Consider the following 19,087-nt stretch of genomic DNA (forward strand, 5'->3'; position numbering starts at 1 on the left):
GCTTCTGACAAAAGAAGGTGAGGTTGAACCTTCAGATGATCTTCAGACGACCCTCGCGTCGCCTTCCCGGGCCATGGAGGTGTGCCCGCCGAACACGGCCGCGGCGCGTGCGGTGGCCGCGTGGGGTGTGAGCGTGGGCCCGACGTGAGTGATGAGCAGTTCACCGACATCCGCGGACCGGGCCAACGCACCGGCGTCCTCGGGAGTCAGGTGGACCTGCCCGCCCCCACCATCGCCTTCGCCTTCGCCTTCGCCTTCGCCTTCGCCTTCGCGATGCCGGTCGATGTCGGCCTCACAGAGGAACAGGTCGGCTCCCCGGGCGAGTTCGGCGAGCCCGTCGCAGGGCCCGCTGTCCCCGGAGTACGCCAGGACCCTCCCCTCGCACTCGGCCCGCAGTCCGTACGCCTCGGTGTCGTGCACGACGGCGTGGCTGGTGATCCGCAGCCCGCCGTACCGCACGTCGTCGCCGTCGACCAGGTCCCTGAACTCGAATATCCCGCTCAGGAACCCCGGATCGGGCTGCCCGAAGAACCCCGCGATCCGCTGCCCACAGCCCTTCGGCGCGTGAACCGGAATGGGTGCGTCCGGGGTGAGTCCGCCGTACGCCAGCCCGTAAACGGCGGCCAACAGGTCGGCGCAGTGATCGGCATGCAGATGCGAGATCCAGATCGCCGTCAGCCGCGCCGGATCAGTGTGCCGCTGCAATTCGGCGAACGTCCCCGGCCCGGCGTCCACCCAGACTTCGGCGCCTCCTCCGCTCAGCAGGTAGCCGGAGCAGGGACGCCCGGGCTGGGGGTGCGGGGAGGCGGTGCCGAGGGTGGTGAGGGTGAGGGGCATGCGGGGAGCGTACGGAACCGTCTTCGCGCAGGCGCTTCCTTTCTGTGGCGTCTCTGTGGCGTCTCAGTGGCGTGGCAGGGGCGTCCCGTGGGCGGTGCTAGGACTTCCACCCGGGATCGCGACCGCTGAGCCCGACCGCGCGGTCGAGGAGCGGCGCGTCGTCCGGTACGGGAACGATCGGCCCGAAGATGTCACCACGGGACGGGTCGTCGGCCGCGGCGAGCAGAAACTCGTACGTCGCCCGCAGGGCAGCCGCGTCGGGCTCGTACTCCTGGCCGGTGGCCCGGGCGAGGTCCCACCCGTGGATGACGAGCTCGTCGGTCGCCACGGCACCGGCGACGGCGCCCGGCAGGGTCACTCCGCCGGCCCGGGTCTCCCCGGTCCAGGCCGCCGGATCGCGCCAGGCCTCGGCGAGCTCGTCGAGCACGCGTGGGAGCGCCTCACGCCAGCCGGGCTCGATGTCCGGCACGGCGGTGGTCGGGCTGGTGTCCGTCGTGACCCCCAGGTCCTTCCGCCCGGCGTCCCGGAAGGCGGTGGCGAGTCCGAGCAGATGCCCCAGCATGTTGTGCACCGCGCACTCCGGGCACGGCGTCGGGGCGTCCAGCTGCTCCTCGCCCACGCCCTCCGCGAGCCGTGCCACGATCAGGGCCTGCGGCCCCAGGTCGAGCGTCGTCGGTGTCGTACTGCCCATGGTCGGCTCCTCTGCTGGTCAAGGCCTCGTCAGGAGGTAGACCGTCGGCCGTACGAAAACTCATCGCCCAAGCCCCCAAGATCATGCTCAGGAAGCTGGTCAGGCGTTCGAGCCACCGGGATGCTCTGGGTATCCGGGACGCTCGGTGTCCGGGACCGCGAAGGGGAGCCACGCCATGAAGGCGATCGTTCAGGATGCGTACGGATCAGCGGATCTCCTGGAACTGCGCGACACCGACCGCCCCGTGCCCCGCGACGACGAAGTGCTCGTCGAGGTGCGCGCGGCCGGGGTCGGCCCCGAGGTGTGGCACCTGATGACGGGCCGGCCCTACGTGGCGCGCGCCGCCCTGGGGCTCCGTAAGCCCAAGAATCCCGTGCGGGGCTGGGACGGCGCCGGACGCGTGGAGGCGGTCGGTGCGAAGGTGACCGAGTTCAAGCCGGGCGACGAGGTCTTCGGCAACTGCGAGGGCTCGTTCGCCGAGTACGCGCGCGCCAAGGCCGCCAAGCTCGCGCTCAAGCCCGCCAATCTCACCTTCGAACAGGCCGCCGCCCTCCCCGTCTCGGGCATGACCGCCCTCCAGGCCCTGAGCGGCAAGTCCCGCCCGCGGCCGGGCCAGCGGGTCCTCGTGATCGGCGCGTCCGGCGGGGTGGGAACCTACGCCGTCCAGCTCGCCGCGATGTACGGCGCCGAGGTCACCGGCGTCTGCGGTCCCGCGGGAGCGGACCTGGTCCGCTCCCTTGGCGCCGCCCACGTCATCGACTACACCCGCGAGGACATCACCGACGGCCCCCACCGCTACGACGTCATCGTCGACAACGCGGGCCTGCGCCCCCTGCCCCTCCTCCGCCGCGCCCTCACCCCACGCGGCACCCTCGTCATCGTCGGCGGCGAGGGCGGAACCGGCTTCTTCGGCGGCATGAGCCGCGACATCCGCGCCGTCCTGCTCTCCCCCTTCATCGGCCAGAACCTCCGCAACCTCATCTCCATCGCCCGCCGCGAAGATCTCCTGGCCCTCAAGGACCTCGCCGAACAGGGCAAGATCACCCCGGCCATCGACCGCACATACCCGCTGGCCGAGGCCCCTACCGCCCTCCGCCACCTGGAGAAAGGCCATCCCCTGGGCAAGCTAGTCATCACCATCTGACGACACCCCCTACCCCACCCGCCTACGCGCCCCCTCCCCCGACTGGCAAGGAGCGATTGGAAGGTCTGGGACAAGTGGCTTCGTCAGCGACCAGGCATTACGTGGCCCCTCGATGTCCCAAACCTTCCACTCGCTGAGTGTGGCGGTAGGGGGCGGCCCCGTGAGGGGGCCGGTCGGTGACCGTCGTGGACCTGCTGCGGCCTCAGGCGAGCCGCGCGAGCGCCTCCGTCACGAGCGACAGGTCCTCGTCGGACGCCAACCCCGCGTGATAGAGGCGCACTTCGGTGGCTCCGAGTTCGACCGCCCGTGTCACGTCCTCGCCGAGCGTCGCGGGGCGGCCGCCCATGCCGCTCACCACGGTGAAGTTGGCCGCCAGCACGTTCCTCTCGACTGCCTGCTCGGCAAAGGGAGTCAGCGGCTCGGGACCTCCGGTGCACGGCACGACCACACCGTCGGCGACCGACAGGATGTGCGCGGGATCCACGCCGACGTTCGCGCCGACGCGGTACGAGAGCGGGTCCGCGTGCAGCAGGATCTGGAACCCCTCGGGTGCGGCCGAGCGCACCGCGCCGACGGCCTCCGTCTGGAGTGAGCGGGCGACGGAGTCACGCCACACGCGCGTGGCCGTCGCGAGCTCGCCGCCGAGCAGCTTCTCGACGGCCTCCCAGCCTCCGGAGGGGGCCTGGCCGCGCCACACCGGCTCCAGGGCGCGCCGGACGGCGGCCGCCAACTCGTCGGCGTCGAGACCCAGTCGCGTACAGCCGTCACGGCAGGAGGGGCAGAAGCACAGCGACATCAGGTACAGGCCGGCGTCCCCGACCGCCACGCCCGCCGTCTTGTCGTGCGCGTGGAGATGCGCGAGCCCGTACCAGCCCAGTGACTCCAGCTCCGTACCCGCCGCACCGGGCCGTACCGCCGCCTCGACGGCCAGCTCGACAAGGTACGCGCGTGTGTCGGGCTGCGCGATGCAGGGAGCCCACGGATAGCGGTCGCCGTAGGCGTTGACCACAGAGGTGTCCGGGAACTCCTCGCCCATACGGGAGTTGTGCGCGAGCACCACCCAGGTGTGCACGTCGAGCCCGGCGTCCGCGAGGGCCGAGGCGGCCTCCCCGTACGCGTCCTCCGGGGCCCAGTCCCCGGCGGCGTACGGCCGGAGCCTGCGCCCCTCCCACCGCCCGTCGTCCGCCGGGTAGAGCACGGCCGCGTGCAGCGCGGTGACGATGCGGTGCCGGGGGTGCCGTGGGGTCAGCGCGCGTGTGGAGTGGTACGCGGAGGCGAGCGTCGCCTGCCGGACGCCGAGCCCGGCGATGCGCGCCGCGGCGTCCGGATCGCCGTTGACGTCCCACGGATAGACGAAGGTTGACGCCTTCACATGCCCTCCCGACCGTGTTCCGTTCCCTGCCGACCGCTCACATGCCCTCCGCTCACATGCCCTCCTCGAGAAGCGTGTAGCCCCGCTCGATCAACTGAACGAGCTGCTTGACATGATCCTCGGCCGGTTCGTGCAGCGGCGACCGCACCTCGCCCACATCGAGCCCCCGGAACCGCACTCCCGCCTTGACCAGCGAGACGGCGTACCCGCGCCCTTGCGCGCGCAGGTCCACGAAGGGCCGGTAGAACCCGTCGAGCAGCCGGTTCACGGTGACGTCGTCACCGGAGTTGTACGCCTGGTAGAAGGCCAGAGCGATCTCCGGGGCGAAGCAGAACACGGCGGACGAGTACAGCGTGATCCCGATGCCCCGGTAGGCGAGCCCCGTCAGCTCGGCGGTCGGCAGCCCGTTGAAGTACAGGAACTCCCCGGAGACCTCCTCGCGGACCGTGCTCACGATCCGCTGCATCAGGTCCAGATCGCCCAGTCCGTCCTTGAACCCGATGATCCCCTCGGTCCGGGCCAGCCCGACCACGGTCTCCGGCGTGAACACGGCGTTGTCGCGCTGATAGACGATGACGTCGAGCGAGGTGGCGGAGGCCAGCTCCGTGTAGTGCCGCAGCAGCCCCTCCTGCGCGGCGACGACGAGATAGGGCGGCATGGCGAGCAGCCCGTCCGCGCCCGCCTCCTCGGCGAGCCGCGCGTAGCGCACGGCGAGCGCGGTCCCGTACCCGGCGCCCGCGACGACGGGCACGCGGCCGGCCGTCTCCTCGACGGCTGCCCGCACGCACTCCTGGAACTCCTCGGGCGTCAGCGCGTGGAACTCCCCGGTGCCGCAGCAGGCGAAGACCGCGGCGGCGCCGGCCTCGACACCCCGCCGGATGTGTTCGCGGTAGACGTCGAGGTCGACGGCGCCGTCATGGTCGTACGCGGTGACGGGGAAGAACAGCGGCCCGCTCGGGATACTGAGTCGAGCGGCAAGGGGGGCTGACGTCACGGGCTCTCCCTAGAGCATGCACGCACACGCCACCCGTGCACGTTTCTGATTCACGTCCATATCTCTGAACGCTTCCACGCTAAGGCGCCCCATTAGGGGTGGTCAAGCGGGCAAACGCGCATTGCGGAAGCAATATGGAGGGCTGATTCCCCCCTCCACGAGGGTGGATCCAGCCCTCGCGCGACACTTGACGCGGCCGGTTCACGATCCATAGCGTGTCCACGGATGTGAATGCCGTACGCGCATACGGCAATTGATTCAAGGAGACCCGAGGATGCCCGCTCCCCGCACCGTTCTGCTCACCGGCGCCGCCGGCGGCCTCGGCACCCTGATGCGGGAGCTGCTGCCCGCCTACGGCTACGAGCTGCGCCTCCTCGACCTGCTCCCGATCGAGGGCGAGCCGGACGCGATCACCGCGGACCTCGGCGACAAGGAAGCCCTGCGCGAGGCCGTACGGGGCGTGGACGCGATCATCCACCTCGCGGGCATCTCCCTGGAGTCCACCTTCGACAAGATTCTTAAGGCGAACATCGAGGGCACGTACAACCTGTACGAGGCCGCGCGTGAGGAGGGCGTCCGGCGCATCGTCTTCGCCTCCTCCAACCACGCGGTCGGCTTCACCCCGCGCCCCGAGGGCGACGCGCCGCACGACACGAGCGCCCTGATCCCGATCGACACCCCGCGCCGACCGGACACCTTCTACGGACTGTCGAAGTCGTTCGGGGAGGACCTGGCCCAGTTCTACTGGGACAAGCACGGCCTGGAGACCGTCTCGGTCCGGATCGGCTCCTGCTTCCCGGAGCCCACGAGCGTGCGCATGCTGTCGGTCTGGATGAGCCCCGACGACGGCGCCCGCCTCTTCCACGCGGCCCTGACCGCCGAGGACGTCCGGCACACCGTCGTCTACGGCTCGTCCGCCAACACCCGCCTGTGGTGGGACCTGTCGACCGCCCGGGGACTCGGCTACGAGCCGCGGGACGACTCCGAGCCGTACGCCGAGAAGCTGATCGCCGAGCAGGGCGAGCTGGACCCGGAGAACCCGGACCACGCCCGCCTGGGCGGCCACTTCGTCACCCGCCCGCCGATCTGGCCGTACTGAGACATCCCCCACACGGCACAGGGACCACACAGAAAGCGGCGCACAGGGCGGGCGGGCACCGAACGGGCCCGCCCGCCCCGCAGTTCGGGCATCCGCACTGCCCGAATTCCGCTCCGCCGCAGGTCCGACACGGGCAGCCGTCGAGCGAAACAGGCACACACGGGCACCATCGGGCCCGCAACAGACCTGGTCAGTGCCGCGTACCCGCTGTAGAACTTCCCCCATGGGTCTCACCGGGCCCGAACGGGCAGTGAGCACAGAGAGCGAGTGTCGGCGATGAGTGCGGAGGAACGTCAGCGGGAGATCGTCAAGACCGCCCGCCGCACCGGCGCCGTGGACGTCAACGTGCTCGCCGCCGAACTGGGCGTCGCCAAGGAGACCGTACGCCGCGACCTGCGCGCCCTGGAGGACCACGGCCTCGTCCGCCGCACGCACGGCGGCGCCTACCCCGTGGAGAGCGCCGGCTTCGAGACGACGCTCGCCTTCCGCGCCACCAGCCACGTGCCCGAGAAGCGCCGGATCGCGGCGGCCGCGGCCGAGCTGCTCGGGGACGCCGAGACGGTCTTCGTCGACGAGGGGTTCACCCCGCAGCTCATCGCCGAGTCACTGCCCCGGGACCGGCCGCTGACCGTGGTCACCGCGTCCCTGGCCACCGCGGGCGCGCTCGCCGAGGCCGAAAACACGAGCGTCCTGCTGCTCGGCGGCCGGGTCAGGCCCGGCACACTAGCCACCGTCGACCACTGGACGACGAAGATGCTCGCCGGTTTCGTCATCGACCTGGCGTTCATCGGCGCCAACGGCATCTCCCGCGAACACGGCCTCACCACGCCCGACCCGGCGGTCAGCGAGGTCAAGGCACAGGCGATCCGGGCCGCGCGACGCACGGTCTTCGCAGGCGTCCACACCAAGTTCGGCGCGGTCAGCTTCTGCCGGTTCGCCGGGATCAGCGCCCTGGAGGCGATCGTCACCAGCACGCTCCTCCCCGCCTCCGAGGCCCACCGCTACTCGATGCAGGGCCCTCAGGTCATCCGAGTCTGAACCCGAGCCCGACTCGCCCCCACCCCACCCCCCGAGTCCGAGTCCGAGTCCGAAAACCCAACCCCACCCACTCCCCCAACGCCCCCACCGTCCGAAAACCCAACTGACTCACTACGTAGGGCACTTCCACGCCCCGCATCATCCCTTATCTCCCGATACGCCCACAGGAGTGATCCATGCGAACCCCGAGCCGACGGAGGCCGCGCGCGATGCTCGCCGCGGCCGCCGCAGGGACGCTGCTCGCCCCGCTGCTCTCCGGCTGCTGGGCCGGAGCGGGCGGGACGGGCTCCGGTGGCAACTCCATCAACGTCCTCATGGTCAACAACCCGCAGATGATGGAGCTGCAGAAGCTCACCAGAGCCCACTTCACCAAAGAGACCGGCATCAAGGTGAACTTCACCGTCCTGCCGGAGAACGACGTCCGCGACAAGATCAGCCAGGACTTCGCCAACCAGGCCGGCCAGTACGACGTCGCCACCCTGAGCAACTACGAGATACCGATCTACGCCAGGAACGACTGGCTGCACGAGATGGACTCGTTCGTCGCGAAGGACAGCGCCTACGACGAGCAGGACGTCCTCAAGCCGATGCGCCAGTCCCTGACCGGCGACGACGGCAAGCTCTACGGGCAGCCCTTCTACGGCGAGTCGTCCTTCCTGATGTACCGCAAGGACGTGTTCGCCAAAGAGGGCCTGACGATGCCCGACCACCCGACCTGGACCCAGGTGGCCGACCTCGCGGCCAAGGCCGACGGCGCCGAGTCCGGCATGAAGGGCATCTGTCTGCGCGGCCTGCCCGGCTGGGGCGAGATCATGGCGCCGCTCACCACGGTCGTGAACACCTTCGGCGGCACCTGGTTCGACAAGGACTGGAAGGCACGCCTGGACTCCCCCGAGTTCGAAAAGGCAACTCGCTTCTACGTAGACCTCGTGCGCAAGCACGGCGAGTCCGGCGCGGCCCAGTCCGGCTTCGCCGAGTGCCTCAACAACATGACCCAGGGCAAGACCGCCATGTGGTACGACGCCACGTCCGGAGCCGGTTCGCTGGAGTCGGCCAACTCCCCCGTCAAGGGCAAGATCGGCTACGTACCGGCGCCCGTCGAGAAGACGAAGAGCTCCGGCTGGCTCTACACCTGGGCCTGGGGCATCCAGGACGCGTCGCGGAACCCCGACAAGGCCTGGAAGTTCGTCTCCTGGGCGTCCAGCAAGGAGTACGAGCAACTGGTCGGCGAGAAGATCGGCTGGTCCAACGTGCCGGCCGGCAAGCGCGCCTCCACGTACGAGAACGCCGCGTACCGCAAGGAAGCCGCCGCCTTCGAGGACGTGACCCGTTCCGCCATCGAGGGGGCCCGGCCCACCGACCCCGGGGTGCAGCCGCGCCCGGCGCCCGGCATCCAGTTCGTCGGCATCCCCGAGTTCACCGATCTCGGCACCAAGGTCTCGCAGGAGATCAGCGCGGCCATCGCCGGACGCCAGTCCGTCGAGTCGGCCCTGACGAAGTCCCAGCAACTGGCCGAGGAGATCGCCGAGGAGTACGAGGGACGATGACCGCCACGACGACAGCCCCAGTAGCCGCACCATCCGTACGCGCCGAGCGGAAACCCCCCTCGGGCCGACTCCGCGCCTGGGCGACCCGGGCCCCGCTGCTCCCCGCCCTGATCTTCATGATCGCCGTGACCCAGCTCCCGTTCGTGGCCACGCTGGTGATCTCCTTCTTCGACTGGAACTCCCTCTACCCGGACGCCCGCTCCTTCACGGGCTTCGCCAACTACTCCGAGGTCCTCACCGACGCCGACCTGCGCCAGTCGGTCTGGACGACGATCCTCCTGACGGTCGCCGTGGTACTGGCCAGCCTCGTCCTGGGCCTGGGCCTCGCCCTCCTCCTGGACCGCAAGTTCCGGGGCCGCGGCCTGGTCCGTACGCTCCTGATCGCACCCTTCCTCGTCGTCCCGGTAGCGGCGGCCCTGCTCTGGAAGCACGTGCTCTACAACCCGGAGTACGGCCTCCTCAACGGCCTGCTGCACTACGTGGGCGGCCCACAGCCGGACTGGGTCTCCAACACCCCGCTGCTCGCGGTCGAGGCCTCCCTCGTCTGGCAGTGGACGCCCTTCATGATGCTGATCCTGCTGGCGGGCCTGCAGAGCCGGGACCACCAGCAGATCGAGGCGGCTCGGGTGGACGGCGCGAGCGACTGGCAGGTCTTCCGCTACCTCACGCTCCCCCACCTGCGCCGCTACCTCGAACTCGGCGCCCTGCTGGGCTCGATCTACATCGTCCAGAACTTCGACGCGGTCTTCACGATCACATCCGGCGGCCTGGGCACCGCGAACCTCCCCTACACCGTCTACCAGAGCTTCTACCAGGCCCACGAGAACGGCCTCGCCTCCGCGGCCGGCGTCCTGGTCGTCATCGGCTCGATCATCATCGCGACCTTCGCACTGCGCGTGGTGTCGTCCCTGTTCCGTGAGGAGGTGGGCCGCGCATGAGCGCCACCGCGATACGAGTACGTCCCCGCCGCGCCAAGGGAGCGGGCCTGGGCCTGCTGGCCTGGCTGGCCGGAATGGTCTTCTTCCTCCCCATCGCCTGGATGGCACTGACGTCCTTCCACTCGGAGGAGGACGCGGCGACCAATCCCCCGTCCTTCGGGGCCGCCCTCACCCTCGACGGCTACCGCGAGTTCTTCGGCACGGGCGGCGGCGCGAGCCCCTGGCCCGCGCTCATCAACTCGACGGTGGCGTCGCTGGCCTCGACGCTCCTGGTCCTCGTGCTGGCCCTCCCGGCCGCATACGCCCTCTCCATCCGCCCGGTGAAGAAGTGGACGGACGTCCTGTTCTTCTTCCTGTCCACGAAGATGCTGCCGGTCGTGGCGGGCCTCCTGCCCATCTACCTCTTCGCCAGGAACACCGGACTGCTGGACAACATCTGGCTCCTGGTCATCCTCTACACCTCCATGAACCTGCCGATCGCGGTGTGGATGATGCAGTCCTTCCTCTCCGAGGTGCCGGTGGCCGTCATCGAGGCGGCGCAGATCGACGGGGCACGACTGCCGACGGTCCTGGCCCGAGTGGTGGCCCCCATCGCGCTCCCCGGCATCGCCGCCACCGCCCTGATCTGCTTCATCTTCAGCTGGAACGAACTGCTCTTCGCCCGGGTACTCACCGGCGTGGTCGCCGAGACCGCCCCCGTCTTCCTGACCGGCTTCATCACCAGCCAGGGCCTGTTCCTGGCGAAGGTGTGCGCCGCGTCGCTGGTCATCTCCCTGCCGGTGCTCGCCGCGGGGTTCGCCGCCCAGGACAAACTGGTCCAGGGCCTGTCACTGGGAGCCGTGAAATGAAGGCCGCCGTCATCGAGTCCGTGGGCAAGGCCGTCGTCGCCGAGGTCCCGGACCCGACGCCAGGGCCCCGCGAGGTCGTCGTCGAGGTCGCCGCGTGCGGGCTCTGCGGGACCGATCTGCACATCCTCCAGGGTGAGTTCGCGCCCAAGCTGCCGATCGTGCCGGGGCACGAGTTCGCGGGCGAGGTGGTCGGGGTGGGCACCCAGGTCACGGAACTGTCCGTCGGCGACCGGGTGGCGGTGGACCCGTCCCTCTACTGCTACGAGTGCCGGTACTGCCGTACGGGCCACAACAACCTCTGCGAGCGCTGGGCCGCGATCGGCGTCACGACGGCGGGCGGGGCGGCCCAGTTCGCGGTCGCGCCGGTGGCCAACTGCGTGAAGCTCCCCGAGCACGTACGCACCCAGGACGCGGCCCTGGTCGAACCCCTCTCCTGCGCGGTCCGCGGCTACGACGTTCTCCAGTCCCGCCTCGGTGCCCACGTCCTGATCTACGGTTCGGGGACGATGGGGCTGATGATGCTGGAGTTGGCGAAGCGCACGGGCGCGGCCGGCGTGGACGTGGTGGACCTGAACCCGCGGCGCCTGGCCACCGCCCAACTGCTCGGCGTCTCGGCCTCCGCCACGAACGCCGACGAGTTGGAGCGGCCTCAGGGCTGGGACGTGGTGGTCGACGCGACGGGTAACGCGGCGGCGATCCAGGACGGTCTGGGGCGGGTGGCCAAGGCCGGTACGTTCCTGCAGTTCGGGGTCGCCGACTACGCGACCCGGGTCACGATCGACCCGTACCGCATCTACAACCAGGAGATCACCATCACCGGGTCGATGGCGGTCCTGCACAGCTTCGAACGTGCGGCGGAGCTTTTCTCCACGGGTGTTCTGGACCCGGACATCTTCATCAGCGACCGCCTTCCCCTGACGAGCTATCCGCAGGCGCTGGAGCAGTTCGCTTCGGGGGTGGGGCGGAAGATCGTGGTGGTTCCGTAGGGGATTTCGCCCCCGCCGGAAATCAGCCCCTCCGGCGTTTGAGGAGCGGGGGTCCAGGGGGCCGGCCCCCTGGCGGGGTCTGGGGCGGAGCCCCAGGGGATGGGACGGGTAGGGGCGGCGGGGGCGAAAAAACCCAACCGCTACGCGTTCGTCGCCGCCACCCAACGCTCCAGCGTCCTCTTCGCCGCCCCGGAATCAATCGCCTCCGCGGCCTTCGCCATACCCGCCCGGAGCTGGTCGGCCAGCGACCCGTCATTCGGCGACAAAGCCACCAGCGCCGCCGCCGAGTTCAGCAGCACAGCGTCCCGCACAGGCCCGGTCTCCCCGTTCAGCAACCGCCGCGCGACATCCGCGTTGTACGAGGCGTCGGCACCCCGCAACGCCTCCACCGGCACCATCTCGATCCCGACGTCACGCGGGTCGAAGGACTCCTCGCGCACCTTCCCGTCCCGGACGACCCACACGCGGGACGTGGCCGTGGTGGTCAGCTCGTCGAGCCCGTCGTCGCCGCGGAAGACGAGCGAGGAGTTGCCGCGCTCGGCGAAGACGCCGGCCATGATCGGCGCCATACGCGGGTCGGCGCACCCGACGGCCTGCGCCTTCACCCGCGCCGGGTTGGTGAGCGGTCCGAGGGCGTTGAAGACCGTACGGATCCCCAACTGCGCGCGCGTGGCGCCCACATGACGCATCGCCGGGTGGAACTTCGCCGCGAAGCAGAAGGTGATCCCGGCGACCTCGGCGACCTGGGCGACCCGATGCGTCGGCAGCTCCAGATTGACGCCGAGCTTCTCCAGCACGTCGGACGCTCCGGAGGCCGAGGAAGCCGCCCGGTTTCCGTGCTTGACGACCTTGGTGCCCGTCCCGGCGATGACGATCGCCGACATGGTCGAGATGTTGACGGTCCTCGCTCCGTCGCCACCGGTACCGACGATGTCGACGGTCTCCCCCGGCACCTCGATCACGTTCGCGTGCTCGTACATCGCCTGTACGAACCCGGCGATCTCGTCGACGGTCTCGCCCTTGGCCCGCAGCGCCACCACGAACCCGGCGATCTGCGCGTCGGTCGCCTCGCCCCGCATGATCAGGTCCATCGCCCAGGCCGTGTCGTCGGCGCTCAGGTCGCGCCCGTCCAGCAGACCGTTCAGCAGACCGGGCCAGGAACGGCCCGCCGCGGTGTCGCCTCCAGCGGGGGTCACAGCGCTCATATGCCGCTCCTGGGTCGTCCCGGTCCCGACGGCTCGTACCGGGACTCGTATCTCGTATGGGGATGGCACCACCCTATCCAGCCCGGGGACGGCAAAGAGCCCCGTCCATGCATTGGACGGGGCTCTTACCGTGGCGAACAGGTCAGAGATCAGTGGTGGCCGTGGCCGCTCGTGATCTCCTTGTACTCCTCAGCGGTCGGCTTGGGGATCTGGTTGTCCTCGCCGTAGTACGCGTTGCTGAGCTTGGACCGCAGCTTCTGCGAGCCCTTCATCTTGCGCTCGACACCGTTCTCGTCGACCGCCGGCCCGATCTCGGCCGGCTTGTACTGCTCGTGCGCCGTGAGGGTGTGCAGAGCCTCCTGGCTGAGCGGCTCGTGTACCTCGATGAACTCGCCGTGCGGCAGGCGCTTGATGATGCCCGACTCCCGGCCGTGCAGCACCTTGTCCGCGTCGCGGCGCTGCAGGCCCAGGCAGATCCGCTTGGTGACGATGAACGCGATGACCGGTCCGACGAAGAAGCCGATGCGTACGAACCAGGTGACCGAGTTGATCGACAGATGGAAGCTGGTGGCGATGATGTCGTTGCCACCGCCGATCAGCATGATCATGTACGCGGTGACCCACGCGACGCCGAAGCCCGTACGGGTCGGGGCGTTGCGCGGACGGTCCAGGATGTGGTGCTCGCGCTTGTCGCCGGTGATCCAGGACTCGATGAACGGGTAGAGCGCGATCACCCCGAGGAAGAGACCGAAGAGCACCAGTGGAATGAACACGCCCAGCGCGAGCGTGTGCCCCCAGATGTTGATCTCCCAGCCCGGCATCGCTCGGACCAGCCCCTCGGCGAAGCCCATGTACCAGTCGGGCTGGGCGCCCGTGGACACCTGGTCCGGCCGGTACGGTCCCAGCACCCAGATCGGGTTGATGGTCGCGACCGCGGACAGCATCGCGATGAAGCCGAAGACCAGGAAGAAGAAGCCTCCGGCCTTGGCCATGTAGACCGGCAGCAGCGGCATGCCGACGACGTTCTTGTTGGTCTTTCCGGGGCCCGCGAACTGCGTGTGCTTGTGGTAGAAGACCAGGATCAGGTGGGCCACCACGAGGCCCAGCATGATGCCGGGCAGCAGCAGGATGTGGATCGAGTAGAACCGCGAGACGAAGTCGGTGCCCGGGAACTCTCCGCCGAACAGGAACATCGAGATGTACGTGCCGACGATGGGCGTCGCCAGGATCGCGCCCTGCGTGAAGCGGACACCGGTGCCGGAGAGCAGGTCGTCCGGGAGTGAGTAACCGGTGAAGCCGGTGAACATGCCCAGAACGAACAGCAGGAAGCCGAACAGCCAGTTGATCTCACGCGGCTTGCGGAACGCGCCGGTGAAGAAGACGCGCATCATGTGCACGAACATGCCGGCCAGGAAGATGATCGCGGCCCAGTGGTGGATCTGCCGGATGAGCAGACCGCCGCGCACGTCGAAGCTGATGTCCAGCGTGGAGGCGAACGCCTCCGACATCAGCTGCCCCTGCATCGGAACGTAGCTGCCGTGGTACTCCACCTCGGTCATCGACGGGTGGAAGAACAGCGTCAGGTACACACCCGTGAGGATGATGATGATGAAGCTGTAGAGGCAGATCTCGCCCAGCATGAAGGACCAGTGGTCCGGGAAGATCTTGCGCATGTTGGCCTTGGCCAGGGAGTAGATCCCCAGGCGGCCGTCGGCCCAGTCGGCGACCCTCTCGCCGGCCGGTGCCTTCTCGCGCGACCGCGAATCGGTGGTTGTGGTGCTCATCCGCGCTCCCAGAATGAAGGACCGACGGGCTCTTCGAAGTCGCTGAGCGCCTCGAGGTAGCCCTCGTCGTTCACGCCGATACGCAGCTGCGGCAGGGCGTGACCGGCCGGGCCGAAGATCACTCGGGCACCGTCGGAGAGGTCGAAGGTGGACTGGTGGCAGGGGCACAGAACGTGGTGCGTCTGCTGCTCGTACAGGGAGATCGGGCAACCGACGTGGGTGCAGATCTTCGAGTACGCCACGATGCCCTCGTGGGACCACTCGAGCTCGCGCTTGTCCTTGATGTTGTCCGGCTGCAGCCGGACGATCATCAGGGCCGCCTTGGCGATCTCGTTCTGGAACTCGTGGTCGTCCTCCTCCAGGCCCTCGGGCTTGGCGAAGGTGAGCGAGCCCACCGCGACGTCGGAGGGACGCAGCGGCTCGTTCGTGTTCATGTTGACGAGCTGCATGCCCTTGCGCCACATCGTGTGCCGCAGCTTGTCCTCCGGCAGCGGACCGAGGTCGCGCAGCAGGACGACGGCGGACAGCGGGAACAGGGTCAGCGCACCGAGCATCGTGTTGCGGATCAGCTTGCGGCGGCCGATCGCGGACTCCTTGGCGCCCTGCTTGAAGTCCGCGTGGACCTTCGCACGGACCTCGGGCTCCGCCGCGATGGCGTGCCGCTCGTCGATCATCTCCTCGTCGGACATCAGCGTGCGGGCCCAGTGGACCGCGCCCGCGCCGATGGCGAACAGCGCCAAACCGAGCGTCATGCCCAGCGCGAAGTTCAGTCCGCTGATGTGCCCGAGCGGGAAGATGTAGACGATCTTGTCGGCCGGGATCGTCACGAACGAGGCGATGAAGCCGACCGTGGCCAGCATCGACAGTGTGAACAAGAAGGCGACAGCGCGCTCGGAGCGCCTGGCGGCCCGCTCGTCGATGTCCTGGATGCGGTGCTCGTGGGGCGGCAGACCGGGATCCGCGAACGGATCCTTCTCGTCCGCGAGAGCTACGGCACCGTGCTCGTCCTGCTCAGCGGGCAGGTTCTCTTCTGGAATGTCTTGGCTACTCATGACTTCTTGGCCTTTGCGGTCCGGGCGGCGACCCACACAGCGACGGCGATCAGACCGCCGAGACCGAAGATCCAGCCGAAGAGGCCCTCGCTGACCGGCCCGAGGCCGCCCAGCTCCAGACCGCCGGGGCTCTCCGAATCGTCGCTGTTGACCTCGTCGAGGTACGCGATGATGTCCTGCTTGTTCTTCTCCGTCAGCGTGGTGTCGGGGAAGGACGGCATGTTCTGCGGGCCGGTCTGCATGGCCTCGTAGATGTGCTTCGGGTCGACATCCTCCAGCGTCGGGGCGTACTTGCCGTTCGTCAGCGCGCCGCCCTTGCCGGTGAAGTTGTGGCACTGCGCGCAGTTGGTACGGAAGAGGTCACCGCCCTTGGCGATGTCCGCGCCCTCGGGGCCGTACTGGGCCTCGGTCGGCACGGTCGGACCGGCGCCCAGCGAAGCGATGTACGCCGCGAGCTGGTCGATCTGGGCCTGCGTGTAGATGACCTTCTTCTTCGGCACCTGAGCGCCCTGGGAGGTGGCGGCCGGCATGCGGCCGGTGCCCACCTGGAAGTCCACGGCCGCGGCGCCCACGCCCACCAGGCTCGGACCGTCAGTCGTGCCCGCACCGCCGGTGCCGTGGCAACTGGCGCAGCCGACGGCGTAGAGCTTCTTGCCCTCGTCGATGGTCAGGGACTGGGCGGTTGTTTCGGCCTGCGCCTTGTCCGCGGGCGCGAACGCGACGTACAGCCCCCCGGTGCATGCCAGCGCGAGGAGTAGGACGACGACCGCCGCCAGCGGATGGCGTCGTCGTGCGGAGAGCTTTTTCACGGATTACCCCGGTGTCAGGATCTTCAGCGTCGATGCTTCTGGAATGTGCGCGGGAGCGGGCCCGGGCTACTTGATCAGGTAGATCGTGGCGAAGAGGCCGATCCAGACGACATCGACGAAGTGCCAGTAGTAGGACACGACAATGGCGGCGGTCGCCTGCTCGTGCGTGAACCTGCGGGCGGCGTAGGTGCGCCCGAGGACCAGCAGGAAGGCGATGAGACCACCCGTCACGTGCAGGCCGTGGAAGCCAGTGGTCAGATAGAACACCGAGCCGTACGGGTCGGAGGAGAGCGAGAGCCCGTCCTTCTTGACCAGCTCGGTGTACTCGTACACCTGGCCGCCGATGAAGACCGCCCCCATGACGAAGGTGACGATGAACCACATCCGGAGCTTCTTCACGTCACCGCGCTCGGCGGCGAACACGCCGAGCTGGCAGGTGAGGGAGGAGAGCACCAGGATCGTGGTGTTGGTCGCCGAGAACGGAAGGTTCAGGCTGTGCGCCATTTCCTTCCAGTGATCGGGTCCCGTCACTGATCGCAGGGTGAAGTACATCGCGAAAAGGGCCGCGAAGAACATCAGCTCGGAACTCAGCCAGATGATGGTTCCGACGCTGGTGAGGTTCGGTCGGTTGACCGACGGGTGCGCGTGCCCGGTATCTACTGTCGTTGCTGTCGCCACGACCGACATTATGTCGGTCGCTTATCCCGCCCTCACTCCGGGGGGTGCCGTTCGGGGTGTCCGTGGGGTGTGTCCAGCCCGTATGGCCCATCGAAGCCCTGTCCGAACCAGTGCTGACGCGGTGTTCAAGGGAGTAGCATCCGCGCATCGGACCCTGTCCGTCCCTGTCTCTACGACGCTGACGTCCCGGAGGAAGAATGCAGCCGACCGCAACGGTGCTGGTCTACAGCGACGACTCCAACACCCGCGAGCAGGTGCGGCTGGCGACAGGCCGCAGGCCGGCCACGGACGTTCCCCAGGTCGAGTTCATCGAGTGCGCCACGCCTGCCGCCGTCATCAAGGAGCTGGACCGCGGTGGGATCGATGTGTGTGTGCTGGACGGTGAGGCTGTGCCGGCCGGTGGGATGGGTATCTGCCGGCAGATCAAGGACGAGATCTTCAACTGTCCGCCCGTGCTGCTGCTGATCGGGCGTCCGCAGGACGCGTGGCTGGCCACGTGGAGCCGCGCGGAGGCGGCCGTGACCTTGCCGGTCGACCCGGTGGAGTTCGCGTCTGCCCTGGCGGATTTGCTGCGCAGGCAAGCGGCTCTGAGCGCCTGAGCGCGGCGGGGAGTGCGCTCGTTCGGCGGGGGCGGCTTCGTTGTGGCTGGTCGCGCCCCCACTCTCGGCTTCGCTCGAGCGGAGGGACCCCCATCTCGGCGGAGCCGCTCAATGTCACAGCCCCGCGCCCCTGAAAGACCAGGGTCACCGTCACACGGGTTCCGGACGTAGCCTCGCGCGGACCTCGGCCGTCGGGCCCTCCGGGGTGCCGGCTGTCAGGGCGCTTCCTTTGCGCCATTTCTGCCAGGTGAGATTCCAGTCGCCGAAGCCGTTGCCGAACGGGTTCATCATGTCGCCGTACGAGTTGACGACCTTGACGATGTCTCCGGGGCGCACGGTGTCGAAGAACCACTCGGCGTTGGCTGTGCTCATCCCGGTGCAGCCGTGGCTGACGTTGGCGCTCCCCTGGGAGCCGGTGGACCAGGGCGCGGCGTGCACGTACTCGCCGCTCCAGGTGACCCGGGTCGCGAAGTAAACGGGCAGGTCGTACGACTCCGCGCTGCCCTCGGCGATGCCGATGCTGGTGCCGCGCATCCGTACGAAGCGCTCCTTGCCCAATACGACCTTGACGCCGTTGCGGGTGTCGAAGCCGGGTTTGCCGGTGGTGACGGGCACCGTCTTGATCGCCTCGCCGTTCTTGTAGACCGTCATCGAGTGCGCGGCGGCGTCCGTCAGGGCCTCGACGCGGTCGCCCGTGGTGAGCTTCAGGGGCTTGGCCTTGCCGCCCCAGAGCCGTTCGGCGACCTTGATGCCGGCGAGGTTGCTGTGCGCCCTGATGGTGGCGTGGGCGGGCCAGTACTCCTTGGGGCGGTAGTGCAGCTTCTTGTCGTCCACCCAGTGCCAGGCGCCGTCCACAGCGGGCTGTGAGTCGACCTTGAGGGCCCGCTCGACGACGGCTCGGGCCGCCTTGTCCTTGACTGGGGTACTGAGCTCGGCGGTGACGGGCTGGCCGACGCCGTACTTGCCCGCGTCGGGCCCGAACTTCACGTTCAGCCGCTTCTTCGTGGTGGGCGTGCTGGTGTCGAAGGAGAGGACCTTGCGGCCCGGGGCGCCGTCCTCGTCCTCGGTGCTCACCCGCACCGTGTAGCGGGCGCCCGCGGCGAGCGCTGACGTGCTGTGCCAGCGGCCGCCGTCGGCGGACAGCTCGCCCGCCACGTACCGCCCGGCCGCGTCCGTGGCCGTCACGTCGGTGATACGGCCGTCGGAGTCCTCGGCGGTGACTTCCAGGGGCTTGTCCGGGTCGGCCTTCTTGCCGTCGCCCTCGGGGGCGTTGAAGGAGATCTGTCCCGCCGCGTCGTACGGCCTGGCCGAGAGCGGGTGGCCGTCGGAGGTGCAGGCCGTGACGCCCGCGACGAGGGCGACCACCAGCAGGGTGCAGCTGACGACGGTGCGGTTTCGCGGGCGCGGCGGCCTCTCGACACCGCCACGCGCCGGCAGGCGCATATCGGACGCAGCGGCGCCCCGGA

General features: G+C 69.0%; 18 protein-coding genes. 8 read left to right on the forward strand and 10 right to left on the reverse strand.

Going from position 1 to position 19,087, the window contains the following annotated elements; all coding sequences use genetic code 11:
- Positions 1-42: 42 nt before the first annotated feature.
- Complete coding sequence (locus ACTWQR_RS35965) at positions 43-837, reverse strand: MBL fold metallo-hydrolase (RefSeq protein ID WP_443231426.1); 795 nt, start codon at positions 835-837, stop codon at positions 43-45.
- Between the two features lie 97 nt (positions 838-934).
- Complete coding sequence (locus ACTWQR_RS35970) at positions 935-1,528, reverse strand: TIGR03086 family metal-binding protein (RefSeq protein ID WP_443231427.1); 594 nt, start codon at positions 1,526-1,528, stop codon at positions 935-937.
- 175 nt (positions 1,529-1,703) lie between these two features.
- Between ACTWQR_RS35970 and ACTWQR_RS35975 the strand changes: the two genes are divergently transcribed.
- Positions 1,704-2,672 carry an NAD(P)-dependent alcohol dehydrogenase gene (locus ACTWQR_RS35975; RefSeq protein WP_443231428.1) on the forward strand — a complete coding sequence of 323 codons (969 nt, stop codon included), beginning with the start codon at positions 1,704-1,706 and terminating at the stop codon, positions 2,670-2,672.
- Positions 2,673-2,874: 202 nt separating this feature from the next.
- Here ACTWQR_RS35975 and ACTWQR_RS35980 read toward each other — a convergent pair whose 3' ends face one another.
- Positions 2,875-4,044 (reverse strand): hypothetical protein, encoded by a 1,170-nt coding sequence (locus ACTWQR_RS35980; protein ID WP_443231429.1) that lies wholly within the window; start codon positions 4,042-4,044, stop codon positions 2,875-2,877.
- 52 nt (positions 4,045-4,096) lie between these two features.
- Positions 4,097-5,038 (reverse strand): 5-dehydro-4-deoxyglucarate dehydratase, encoded by a 942-nt coding sequence (locus ACTWQR_RS35985; protein ID WP_443231430.1) that lies wholly within the window; start codon positions 5,036-5,038, stop codon positions 4,097-4,099.
- Between the two features lie 274 nt (positions 5,039-5,312).
- Between ACTWQR_RS35985 and ACTWQR_RS35990 the strand changes: the two genes are divergently transcribed.
- The 6 genes from ACTWQR_RS35990 (at position 5,313) to ACTWQR_RS36015 (ending at position 11,494) form a co-directional block, all read left to right on the forward strand.
- Positions 5,313-6,137, forward strand: a complete 825-nt coding sequence (locus ACTWQR_RS35990) for an NAD-dependent epimerase/dehydratase family protein (protein WP_443231431.1) — start codon at positions 5,313-5,315, stop codon at positions 6,135-6,137.
- 267 nt (positions 6,138-6,404) lie between these two features.
- Positions 6,405-7,175: a DeoR/GlpR family DNA-binding transcription regulator gene (locus tag ACTWQR_RS35995; protein WP_443231432.1), complete on the forward strand. Its 771-nt coding sequence runs from the start codon at positions 6,405-6,407 to the stop codon at positions 7,173-7,175.
- A 176-nt stretch (positions 7,176-7,351) separates the two neighbouring features.
- Complete coding sequence (locus tag ACTWQR_RS36000; protein ID WP_443231433.1) at positions 7,352-8,722, forward strand: ABC transporter substrate-binding protein; 1,371 nt, start codon at positions 7,352-7,354, stop codon at positions 8,720-8,722.
- Positions 8,719-9,660 (forward strand): carbohydrate ABC transporter permease, encoded by a 942-nt coding sequence (locus tag ACTWQR_RS36005; RefSeq protein WP_443231434.1) that lies wholly within the window; start codon positions 8,719-8,721, stop codon positions 9,658-9,660. The genes ACTWQR_RS36000 and ACTWQR_RS36005 overlap by 4 nt, the downstream gene beginning before the upstream one ends.
- A complete protein-coding gene (locus ACTWQR_RS36010) occupies positions 9,657-10,508 on the forward strand; it encodes a carbohydrate ABC transporter permease (protein ID WP_443231435.1) in 852 nt (283 codons plus the stop codon). The genes ACTWQR_RS36005 and ACTWQR_RS36010 overlap by 4 nt, the downstream gene beginning before the upstream one ends.
- Positions 10,505-11,494, forward strand: coding sequence for a zinc-dependent alcohol dehydrogenase family protein (locus tag ACTWQR_RS36015; RefSeq protein ID WP_443231436.1), 990 nt, complete (start codon positions 10,505-10,507; stop codon positions 11,492-11,494). The genes ACTWQR_RS36010 and ACTWQR_RS36015 overlap by 4 nt, the downstream gene beginning before the upstream one ends.
- A 140-nt stretch (positions 11,495-11,634) precedes the next feature.
- Here ACTWQR_RS36015 and trpD read toward each other — a convergent pair whose 3' ends face one another.
- The 5 genes from trpD to ctaE all read right to left on the reverse strand — a co-directional run bounded on the left by trpD (position 11,635) and on the right by ctaE (position 17,031).
- Complete coding sequence (gene trpD / locus ACTWQR_RS36020) at positions 11,635-12,699, reverse strand: anthranilate phosphoribosyltransferase (protein WP_443231437.1); 1,065 nt, start codon at positions 12,697-12,699, stop codon at positions 11,635-11,637.
- Between the two features lie 149 nt (positions 12,700-12,848).
- Entirely contained in the window at positions 12,849-14,483 is a 1,635-nt protein-coding gene (gene qcrB / locus ACTWQR_RS36025) for a cytochrome bc1 complex cytochrome b subunit (protein WP_443231438.1), read from the reverse strand.
- A complete protein-coding gene (qcrA, locus tag ACTWQR_RS36030) occupies positions 14,480-15,535 on the reverse strand; it encodes a cytochrome bc1 complex Rieske iron-sulfur subunit (RefSeq protein WP_443231439.1) in 1,056 nt (351 codons plus the stop codon). Before qcrA ends, qcrB begins: the two co-directional genes overlap by 4 nt.
- The gene (gene qcrC / locus ACTWQR_RS36035) at positions 15,532-16,344 is read right to left on the reverse strand and encodes a cytochrome bc1 complex diheme cytochrome c subunit (RefSeq protein ID WP_443231440.1); all 813 of its coding nucleotides are present in this window, start codon (positions 16,342-16,344) and stop codon (positions 15,532-15,534) included. The genes qcrA and qcrC overlap by 4 nt, the downstream gene beginning before the upstream one ends.
- Before the next feature lie 66 nt (positions 16,345-16,410).
- The gene (gene ctaE, locus ACTWQR_RS36040; protein WP_363109358.1) at positions 16,411-17,031 is read right to left on the reverse strand and encodes an aa3-type cytochrome oxidase subunit III; all 621 of its coding nucleotides are present in this window, start codon (positions 17,029-17,031) and stop codon (positions 16,411-16,413) included.
- A 188-nt stretch (positions 17,032-17,219) separates the two neighbouring features.
- Here ctaE and ACTWQR_RS36045 point away from each other — a divergent pair, with 188 nt between their 5' ends.
- On the forward strand, positions 17,220-17,621 hold the full coding sequence (locus ACTWQR_RS36045) for a hypothetical protein (RefSeq protein WP_443231441.1): 402 nt from the start codon (positions 17,220-17,222) through the stop codon (positions 17,619-17,621).
- 150 nt (positions 17,622-17,771) lie between these two features.
- Here the strand turns inward: ACTWQR_RS36045 and ACTWQR_RS36050 are convergent, their stop codons facing one another.
- Positions 17,772-19,064, reverse strand: a complete 1,293-nt coding sequence (locus ACTWQR_RS36050; protein ID WP_443231455.1) for an Ig-like domain-containing protein — start codon at positions 19,062-19,064, stop codon at positions 17,772-17,774.
- Positions 19,065-19,087 lie beyond the last annotated feature (23 nt).

Origin of the sequence: Streptomyces sp. 2A115 (assembly GCF_052245575.1) — a bacterium.
In the GTDB taxonomy this organism is placed as follows: Bacteria; Actinomycetota; Actinomycetes; order Streptomycetales; family Streptomycetaceae; genus Streptomyces.

Bases quoted from the DNA above. Each gene is read 5' to 3' on its own strand.
- qcrA (WP_443231439.1), bottom strand. From the start codon at position 15,535: ATGAGTAGCCAAGACATTCCAGAAGAGAACCTGCCCGCTGAGCAGGAC.
- ACTWQR_RS36010 (WP_443231435.1), top strand. From the start codon at position 9,657: ATGAGCGCCACCGCGATACGAGTACGTCCCCGCCGCGCCAAGGGAGCG.
- ACTWQR_RS35990 (WP_443231431.1), top strand. From the start codon at position 5,313: ATGCCCGCTCCCCGCACCGTTCTGCTCACCGGCGCCGCCGGCGGCCTC.
- ACTWQR_RS36015 (WP_443231436.1), top strand. From the start codon at position 10,505: ATGAAGGCCGCCGTCATCGAGTCCGTGGGCAAGGCCGTCGTCGCCGAG.
- ACTWQR_RS35975 (WP_443231428.1), top strand. From the start codon at position 1,704: ATGAAGGCGATCGTTCAGGATGCGTACGGATCAGCGGATCTCCTGGAA.
- ctaE (WP_363109358.1), bottom strand. From the start codon at position 17,031: ATGTCGGTCGTGGCGACAGCAACGACAGTAGATACCGGGCACGCGCAC.
- qcrB (WP_443231438.1), bottom strand. From the start codon at position 14,483: ATGAGCACCACAACCACCGATTCGCGGTCGCGCGAGAAGGCACCGGCC.
- ACTWQR_RS36045 (WP_443231441.1), top strand. From the start codon at position 17,220: ATGCAGCCGACCGCAACGGTGCTGGTCTACAGCGACGACTCCAACACC.
- ACTWQR_RS35970 (WP_443231427.1), bottom strand. From the start codon at position 1,528: ATGGGCAGTACGACACCGACGACGCTCGACCTGGGGCCGCAGGCCCTG.
- ACTWQR_RS36000 (WP_443231433.1), top strand. From the start codon at position 7,352: ATGCGAACCCCGAGCCGACGGAGGCCGCGCGCGATGCTCGCCGCGGCC.
- ACTWQR_RS36005 (WP_443231434.1), top strand. From the start codon at position 8,719: ATGACCGCCACGACGACAGCCCCAGTAGCCGCACCATCCGTACGCGCC.
- trpD (WP_443231437.1), bottom strand. From the start codon at position 12,699: ATGAGCGCTGTGACCCCCGCTGGAGGCGACACCGCGGCGGGCCGTTCC.
- ACTWQR_RS36050 (WP_443231455.1), bottom strand. From the start codon at position 19,064: ATGCGCCTGCCGGCGCGTGGCGGTGTCGAGAGGCCGCCGCGCCCGCGA.
- ACTWQR_RS35965 (WP_443231426.1), bottom strand. From the start codon at position 837: ATGCCCCTCACCCTCACCACCCTCGGCACCGCCTCCCCGCACCCCCAG.